The sequence below is a fragment of the Catenulispora pinisilvae genome (assembly GCF_015356865.1).
Lineage (GTDB): Bacteria > Actinomycetota > Actinomycetes > Streptomycetales > Catenulisporaceae > Catenulispora > Catenulispora pinisilvae.
The window spans coordinates 1-8,262 of the sequence record NZ_JAAFZA010000351.1; the positions used below are offsets into that span (position 1 = coordinate 1).

Here is an 8,262-nt window from a genome sequence, read left to right on the forward strand (position 1 = left end):
CCCCAGACCCCAGACCCCCGGACCCCTCGGCGGACCCCGAGGAGCGGTCCGGGCCCCAGCGGTGGCCTCCGCCTGGACTCCACCACCGCTGATGAGGGAGCACCGTCGTCCCGCGACGGGACCGCCGGTCCTGCCACACACGGACCGGGGGAGAGGATGTCCCGCCGCGTGCCCCAGGCCGCGGGGACGACGGTGCTCCCGCCTTATGTCACGGCCTTGACGAGGTCGTAAGCGGCCTGACTGAAAGCGCGGACCCGAGCCGTCCGGCGGTCCTCGTGCCACACCAGGCACCATTCCAGCGGCGGCGCGTCGCTGATCGGGACGTAGACGACGTCCGGTCTCGGGTAGTAGCGCCGGGTCTGCGCGCCGACCTCGGCGACTCCTCGGCCCGCCCCCACGAGCGTCAGGCACTCCTGGAGCGTCGACTGCGGCTCGATGCGGGCGGTGCGGGCCACGTCCGCCAGGCTGACCGCCTCCCGCCGCGCGAACGGATGCCCCAGCGCCACCGCGAGCATCCGCTTCTCGCTCACCAACGTCGGGCCCTGAGCCAGTTCCGGCACGACCGTCTCCCGGGTGCTGAGCGCCAGGTCCACCTCGTCGTTCAGCAGCCACGCTCCGACGTTCCCGAATTGCGCCTCGCGCACGGCGACCTCGCAATCCGGATGGAGCCTGCCGAACGCCTCCGTCGCCCCGATCAGCAGCTGACCGGCTGCCGCGCCGACGAACGCCGCCCGCAGCGTCCCGGTGACACCGCGACCGGCCTCGATCGTCCGGGTCACCGCCTCGGTGATCGTGGTCCAGGCCGGCCGGAGGTCGGCATAGAGGGCGCTGCCGGCCGCGGTCAGCTCGACCCGGCGGCTCGTGCGCCGGAAGAGCGGGACGCCGACCCGCCGCTCCACCTTCGCGATCGTCTGGCTGATCCGGGCCGGGGAGACGTTCAAGAGCTCGGCCGTGCGCCCGAAGTGCAGCTGCTCGGCCAGGGTGAGGAAGGCCTCCAGCTCGTGGCGTTCCAGCACGGGGCATCGGTCCGATCGTTAAGTGTGACTTATCGATCATGGCACAACCGGCCATTGGTCGCCCGCGCGCGGCGGCCGACGATGAAGCCATGGACATCACGATCAACGACCTCCGCGACCGGCTGGAGATCGCCGACGCGCTCTACCGCTTCGGCCTGGGCCAGGACACGCGGGACGCAGAGCTGTTCGCCTCGGCCTGGGCCCAGGACGCCGAACTCGACTTCCGCCCGGCGGCGGCCGAGTGGGGCGGGAACCCGCCGCTGATGGTCGGCCGGGACACGATCGTCACCACGATCCTGGCCGGGTTCGCCGGGCGGGTGGACACCACGCATCAGGTGACCAACGTGCGCGCGGTGATCGACGGGGATACCGCGCGGGCCACCGCGTTGGTGGAGGCGCAGCACCTGCTGACCGCCGACCACGGCACGCACGCGCTGCTGAAGAACCCTTACACCGTCGAGCTGGTGCGGGACGGGTCCCGGTGGCTCATCCGGCGGATGCGGATCGAGAACACCTGGTTCACCGGCGATCCGGTAGCGATCTTCGGCGGCTGAGACGCCTGTGGCCGCCCCGAGCGGGGCGGCCACAAGTCAGAGCTCTACCAGCCGGCTACCCGGCCGTGGCCGGGCTGGTCACGTACCCGATCGGCACCTCCACCGGAGTCCCCGAGCCGTCGCGGCGGGGGTCCACCGGGGGCAGCGGGACCGGCGTGCCGTTCTCCGTGCAGGCGTATGCCGGCGCGTTCACCGCCCAGGCGGCCACCAGCCGGTGCTCGCCCTTCAGGAAGCGCTGGCAGCGGACGCCGCCGGTGGCCCGGCCCTTGGTCGGGTACAGGTCGTACGGGGTGGCCTTGATCGTGGTCGCGGTGTCGACCAGGGCGTCGTCGGAGCCGGCCAGCGACACCACCAGGCCGTCCTGTCCGGGGTCGACGGCACCGAAGTAGATCACCGAGGCGTCCTGGCTCAGGCTGATGCCGGCCATGCCGCCGGCCGGGCAGCCCTGGGGCCGGACCAGCGCCGCCGAGAACTTCAGGAGCTGCGCGTCGTCGGTGATGAAGACCAGTTCCTCCTCGCCGGTGTGCAGTTCGATCGCGCCGGCCACGGTGTCGCCGTCCTTGAGGGTGATGACCTCGAAGGTGTCGCGGTTCTTCGGGTAGTCCGGGGTGACGCGCTTCACCACCCCCTGGACCGTGCCCAGGGCCAGGCCCGGGGACTCGGGGTTCAGCGAGCAAAGGCACAGCACCCGCTCGTCCTCCTCCAGCCGGACGAACTCCGACACCGGGGCGCCGCCGGACAGGCTCGGCGCCGCCTTGGCCGCCGAGTCCGGCAGCACCGGCAGGTCGATGACCGGGAACCGGATCAGCCGGCCGGTCGTGGTCACCGCGCCGACCTCGCCTCTTATCGTCGAGGTCACGATCGAGGCGACGGAGTCGTTCTTGCCGCGCTCGCCGCCGGCGCCGATCTTCGTCGAGCCGGAGGCGGTGCGGGCCAGCAGGCCGGTCGCGGACAGCAGGACCGCCACCGGGTCGTCGCTGATCTCCAGCGGCCGGGGCTGGAACACCGGCAGCGCGCCCTCGACCAGGACGCTGCGGCGCGGGGTGGCGAACTGCTTGGAGATGGCGGCCAGCTCGTCGGAGACCACCTTGCGCAGCAGGGTGTCGGACTCCAGGATCGCCGTCAGGTCCCTGATCTCGCCGGTCAGCTTGTCCCGCTCGGACTCCAGCTCCAGGGAGTCGAAGCGGGTCAGCCGGCGCAGCGGCGTGTCCAGGATGTACGTGGCCTGCTTATCCGACAGGGCGAACGCGGCCATCAGGTTTTCCTTGGCCGCCGCGGCGTCGTCGGACTCCCGGATCAGCCGGATCACCCGGTCGATGTCGATCAGCGCGATCAGCAGGCCCTGGACCAGGTGCAGCCGGTCCATGCGCTTGGTGCGGCGGAACTCGGTGCGGCGCCGGACCACCTCGAAGCGGTGGTCGAGGTAGACCTCCAGCAGCTCCTTCAGGCCCAGCGTCAGCGGCTGGCCGTCGACCAGCGCCACGTTGTTGATGCCGAAGGACTCCTCCAGCGGGGTCAGCTTGTACAGCTGCTCCAGGACCGCCTCGGGGTTGAAGCCGGCCTTGATCTCGATGACCAGCTTCAGGCCGTTGAACCGGTCGGACAGGTCCTTCAGGTCGGTGATGCCCTGGATCTTCTTGGCCTGCACCAGCTCCTTGACCTTGGCGATCACCTTCTCCGGGCCGGTGTTGAAGGGCAGCTCGGTGACCACGATGCCCTCGCGGCGCGGCGTGACCTTCTCGATCGAGGCGGTGGCGCGCATCTTGAAAACGCCGCGGCCGTTCTCGTAGGCGTCCCGGATGCCCTGCTCGCCGATGATCTGACCGCCGGTGGGCAGGTCCGGGCCCGGGACGAACCGCATCAGGTCGTCCAGGGTGGCGTCCGGGTGCTTGATCAGGTGCCGGGCGGCGGCCACCACCTCGCCCAGGTTGTGCGGCGCCATGTTCGTCGCCATCCCGACCGCGATCCCGGCGGCGCCGTTGACCAGCAGGTTCGGGAACGCCGAGGGCAGGACTTGCGGTTCCTGCTCCTGGCCGTCGTAGTTCGGCCCGAACTCGACCGTGTCCTCGTCGATCGAGTCGGTCATTATCATCGCCGCGGGCGACAGGCGGGCCTCGGTGTACCGCATGGCCGCCGGCGGGTCGTCGCCGCCCAGCGAGCCGAAGTTGCCGTGCCCGTCGACCAGCGGGATGCGCATCGCCCAGGACTGCGCCATGCGCACCAGCGAGTCGTAGATCGCGGTGTCGGAGTGCGGGTGCAGCTTGCCCATCACGTCGCCGACGACCCGCGCGCTCTTGACGTAGCCGCGGTCGGGCCGCAGGCCCATGTCGTTCATCTGGTACAGGATCCGGCGGTGGACCGGCTTGAGCCCGTCGCGCGCGTCGGGCAGGGCGCGCGAGTAGATGACCGAGTACGCGTACTCCCGATACGAGTCGGAGAGCTCGTCGGCGACATCGATGTCGACGATGCGTTCCTCGAAATCCTCTTCGGGCTCGGGGGTGGTGCTGCGGCGTGCCATCTTCGGTGCGGCTCCTGCTTCTCGCGCTGCGATGCGGGTGACGCCCTATTGTTGCGCGTCGTTCCGACAGCGTGGCGCAGGAGGGCGCGGAGTAGGTAATCCGGTAGGCAACCTCGCCGCGCGCGAACCAGTTCGTCGCCGATCCCGTCGGCCGGACATGTAGGTCCGCGGGCCCGCCCCCGACCTGTCCGCCGTGAGCGATCGACCCCGATTATCGGGTGATAACGCCCCCGCGCGTCACGCTTCCGTGCGGCATGGGGCCCGCACCCGGGCCCGCAGGTGTCAGGATGGACCCATGCCCAACTCGCAGCCGTCCTCGTCAGCCCGTCCCGCCCACGGCGACCTGATCGCCGCCATCGAGCGCAGCGGTTACTACCCCGCGCTGGTGGCCGAGGCCGTCGAGGACGCGGTCGGCTCCGAGGCGGTGCTCGGCCATCTCGTGCACCAGGAGACCACCTTCGACGCCGACGAGGTGCGAAGGCACGTCACCGTGCTGGCCGTGACCCCGACCAGGCTGATCGCCGGGCACACCGACGAGTACGGCTCCGACGACCCGATGGCCCCGGTGCCGCCCGGCTCCCCGGACGCGGTGGCCGGGGCGAAGGCGTACGCGACCACCTCCACCGAGACCGTGCCCCTGCACCGCATCTCCTCGGTGGTGGTGAGCCGGGTGGTCGAGGACCCGGCCAGCCACCGGCCCGGCACCCCGCCGCGCGAGGTGGTGCTGACCATCGGCTGGGGCGTGGTGAGCCGGCTGGACCTGGAGCCGGCCAACTGCGGCGACCCGCACTGCGACGCCGACCACGGCTACACCGGCACCGCCACCGCCGACGACGTGATGATCCGGGTCTCGGCCGAGGCCGACGGCGCCGACGCGGTGGCCGAGACCCTGGCCTTCGCCCGCGCGCTGACCGACGTCGTCACCGACACCGGCACCGGCACCGCCGCCGGCGCCCAGTCCGGGCGCTGAGACCGGGGCACCGAACCGCGTGAACCCGCCCGGAGTGTCCGGCCCCGCCCGGTCCGATCTCGTCCTGCCCGCCTACGGCCGCGGTGCCCTGTCCGACCTCCTCCCCGCCGTCCTGGCCGCCCTCGGCGTCCCCGGCACGCCCAACCCCCTCGGCCTGGCCCCGACCCGCCGCGCCTGCGTCTTCCTGGTCGACGGCATGGGCGCCCGCCTCATCGAGCGCAACGCCGAAATCGCGCCCTACCTGGCCCAGGCCCTGCGCGCCAACCGCGACCTGACCGCCGGCTTCCCCTCCACCACCGCGGCCAGCATCGGCTCCCTCGGCACCGGCCTGCCCTCCGGAGCCAGCGGCATGCTCGGCTACCGGGTCCTGGTCCCCGGCACCTCCCGGATGATCAACCTCCTGCGCTGGGACGTCCCGGTCGACCCGCTGGAATGGCAGCCGCACGAAACCGTCTTCGAACGCGCCGAACGCGAAGGCATCGAAGTCACCCAGGTCACCGCGGCCCGCTTCCAGGACTCCGGCCTGACCCGCTCGGTGCTCCGCGGCGGGGCCTTCACCGGTGCCGAATCCCTCCCCAACCGAGTGGCAGGCGCCCTGGAGACGCTCAAGGACGCCGCCGACCGCGACGCCCGAGCCCTGGTCTACCTCTACTACGCCGACCTCGACGCCGCCGGCCACCTCAACGGCGTCGACTCCGAGAGCTGGCGCGGCCAGCTGGCGGTCGTGGACGCCACGGTCCGCGAACTCGTCGACCGGCTCCCAGCGGGCACCACGCTGTACGTCACCGCCGACCACGGCATGGTCGACGTCCCGGCCGACCGGCGCGTGGACGTGGACGAGGACCCGGAGCTCCAGGTCGGCGTGCGGCTGCTGGGCGGCGAGGGCCGGGCCCGGCACGTGTACGCGAAGCCGGGCGCGGCGCGCGACGTGCTCCAGATCTGGCGCGAGGCGCTGGAGGACGTGGCCGTGGTGCGGTCGCGGGACGAGGCGATCTACGAGGGCTGGTTCGGCCCGCCGGAGGCCGTGGACGAGCGGCTGGCGCCACGGATCGGGGACGTGGTCGCGGCGCTGTTGGCGGACTGGGCCGTGGTGGCTACGCGGCGGGAGAAGTTGGAGTCCCGGTTGTTGGGGATGCACGGGTCGCTGTCGGCGGCTGAGCAGGAGATCCCGTTGTTGGTGTTCGGGGCGGGGGCAGCCACCTCCCGATGAGTGCCAATATGGCGCCCATGCGCCAACCCGAATCCTCCCCGCTGATCAGCACCGATCAGCTCGCCGCCGACCTGGCCGCAGCTCCTGCCGACAACGCCGACTCTGCTGACCACGCCGACCACGCCGACCCCGCGCCGATCGTGCTGGACATCCGTTGGAAGCTCGGCGAGCCCAGCGAGTACGGGCACGGGGAGTACCTGAAGGGGCACATCCCGGGCGCGCGCTACGTCAGCCTGGACCAGGACCTGGCTGAGCACCCTGACTCGCCGGTCGGGGGCCGCGGCCGGCATCCGCTGCCGGACCCGGGGCGCTTCGCCGCCGCGATGCGTCGCGCCGGGGTCCGCACCGACCGGCCGGTCGTCGTGTACGACGGCGGCGACAGCACCCAGGCGGCCCGTGCCTGGTGGCTGCTGCGCCACCACGGCCACCCCGACGTGCGGGTCCTGGACGGTGGCCTCGCGGCCTGGAGCGCGGCCGGCGGGCCGGTCGAGCAGGGCGAGGCGCCGGCCGGGGCCGCTGGGGCCGCAGAAGCCGCCGAGGGCGACTTCGCGCCGGCCGAGCGCGGCGAGTTCGCGGTGCTGGACCACGACGGCGCCGCCGCGGTCGCCGCGTCCGGGACGCTGCTGGACGCCCGCGCCGGGGCCCGCTACCGGGGCGAGACCGAGCCGATCGATCCGGCCGCCGGGCACGTCCCCGGCGCGGTGTCGGCGCCGACCACCGAGAACCTGGACGCGGACGGCCGCTTCCGGTCGGCCGCTGCGCTCAAGGAGCGCTTCGCCCGCCTGGGGAGCGGGGCGTGGGACGCGGACGGGGTCGCCGTGTACTGCGGTTCCGGCGTCACCGCGACCCACGAGATCCTGGCGATGGCCGTGGCCGGCATCTCCCCGGAGAACGTGGCGTTGTACGAGGGCTCCTGGAGCGGCTGGGCTTCCGACCCGTCACGCCCCGTAGCCACCGGCGAGGCCTGACCCGGCCGCCCAAGCCGCCCAAGGCTCCTGAGACGCAAGTCACCGTCGCGCCGAGCTTCGCCACGTTGACCGCCACCGGCATTGTCCTGCTAATTTAGGCACGCCTTACTTCGTTAAGGCATACCTAACTTCGTCGGCGGACGCGGTGTGACCAGAAGGGGCGGGGCGCGGTGCTGTCGGATGCCTTCCCGAGTTTCCTGATCGGACTCCGAGAAGGGCTGGAAGCCGGGCTCGTCGTCTCCATCCTGCTCGCCTCGCTGGCCAAGGCCGGGCGCAAGGACCGCGCGGGGTCGGTGTGGCTGGGGGTCGCGGCGGCCGCCGCGCTGAGCCTGTCCTTCGCGGCGGTCCTCACGTTCACCTCCGCGCATCTGCCGCCCAAGGCGCAGGACGTGTTCGGCGGTGTGATGGCGCTGCTGGCGGTCACGTTCGTCACCACGATGGTGTTCTGGATGCGGCGGGCCAGCGCCTCGATGTCCGGGGACCTGAAGGCGAAGCTGGCCGCCGCGCTGGGCGCCAGCACCGGGATGCTGGTGTTCACGGCGTTCGCGGCGGTGGCGCGTGAGGGCCTGGAGACCGCGCTGTTCCTGTGGACCACGGCCCAGACCGCGCACGAGAAGAGCGGGCCGGGGATCGGTGCGGTCGCCGGGATCGCGGTGGCGGCGGTGCTGTGCTGGGGGCTGTACCACCGGGCGCTGAAGCTGAACCTCGCCCGGTTCTTCAAGATCACCGGGTTCGTGCTGGTGGTCATCGCGGCCGGGGTGCTCGCCTACGGCCTAACGGACCTGCAGGAGAGCGGCGCCGTCGGCGGGTTCACGTCCTACGCCTGGGACCTGACCGCGCACCTGGACCCGAACGCCTGGTACTCGCAGGTGGTCGCCGGGACGCTGAACCTGACGCCGAAGATGACCTGGCTGTCGGTGGTCGGGTACGTGGCGTACCTGGCGCCGGTGATGTTCTTCTACCTGCGGCCGGCCGCGATGCCGAAACCGGTCGCCGCCGCCGCTGTCTCTTGTACACATCTGACGG

Annotated in this window: 7 protein-coding genes; 5 read left to right on the forward strand and 2 right to left on the reverse strand. The window is 72.1% G+C overall.

Annotated elements, in window-relative coordinates:
* Positions 1 to 203: 203 nt before the first annotated feature.
* Positions 204 to 1,016 carry a LysR family transcriptional regulator gene (locus IZR01_RS46190; RefSeq protein ID WP_194927529.1) on the reverse strand — a complete coding sequence of 271 codons (813 nt, stop codon included), beginning with the start codon at positions 1,014 to 1,016 and terminating at the stop codon, positions 204 to 206.
* Between the two features lie 89 nt (positions 1,017 to 1,105).
* On the opposite strand from IZR01_RS46190, the gene IZR01_RS46195 reads away from it, so the two are divergent.
* Positions 1,106 to 1,570, forward strand: coding sequence for a nuclear transport factor 2 family protein (locus IZR01_RS46195; protein ID WP_194927530.1), 465 nt, complete (start codon positions 1,106 to 1,108; stop codon positions 1,568 to 1,570).
* Positions 1,571 to 1,625: 55 nt separating this feature from the next.
* Here the strand turns inward: IZR01_RS46195 and IZR01_RS46200 are convergent, their stop codons facing one another.
* Entirely contained in the window at positions 1,626 to 4,088 is a 2,463-nt protein-coding gene (locus IZR01_RS46200; RefSeq protein ID WP_194899172.1) for a DNA gyrase/topoisomerase IV subunit A, read from the reverse strand.
* Between the two features lie 295 nt (positions 4,089 to 4,383).
* Between IZR01_RS46200 and IZR01_RS46205 the strand changes: the two genes are divergently transcribed.
* The 4 genes from IZR01_RS46205 to efeU form a co-directional block, all read left to right on the forward strand.
* Positions 4,384 to 5,058, forward strand: a complete 675-nt coding sequence (locus tag IZR01_RS46205) for a DUF5998 family protein (protein ID WP_194899173.1) — start codon at positions 4,384 to 4,386, stop codon at positions 5,056 to 5,058.
* 34 nt (positions 5,059 to 5,092) lie between these two features.
* Entirely contained in the window at positions 5,093 to 6,268 is a 1,176-nt protein-coding gene (locus tag IZR01_RS46210) for an alkaline phosphatase family protein (protein ID WP_323747292.1), read from the forward strand.
* Between the two features lie 17 nt (positions 6,269 to 6,285).
* On the forward strand, positions 6,286 to 7,236 hold the full coding sequence (locus IZR01_RS46215) for a sulfurtransferase (RefSeq protein ID WP_194927532.1): 951 nt from the start codon (positions 6,286 to 6,288) through the stop codon (positions 7,234 to 7,236).
* A 170-nt stretch (positions 7,237 to 7,406) separates the two neighbouring features.
* Positions 7,407 to 8,262, forward strand: an 856-nt coding sequence (gene efeU, locus IZR01_RS46220) for an iron uptake transporter permease EfeU (RefSeq protein WP_194927533.1), incomplete at its 3' end; no start/stop codon positions are given.

Bases quoted from the DNA above. Each gene is read 5' to 3' on its own strand.
- IZR01_RS46195 (WP_194927530.1), top strand. From the start codon at position 1,106: ATGGACATCACGATCAACGACCTCCGCGACCGGCTGGAGATCGCCGAC.
- IZR01_RS46200 (WP_194899172.1), bottom strand. From the start codon at position 4,088: ATGGCACGCCGCAGCACCACCCCCGAGCCCGAAGAGGATTTCGAGGAA.
- IZR01_RS46205 (WP_194899173.1), top strand. From the start codon at position 4,384: ATGCCCAACTCGCAGCCGTCCTCGTCAGCCCGTCCCGCCCACGGCGAC.
- IZR01_RS46215 (WP_194927532.1), top strand. From the start codon at position 6,286: ATGCGCCAACCCGAATCCTCCCCGCTGATCAGCACCGATCAGCTCGCC.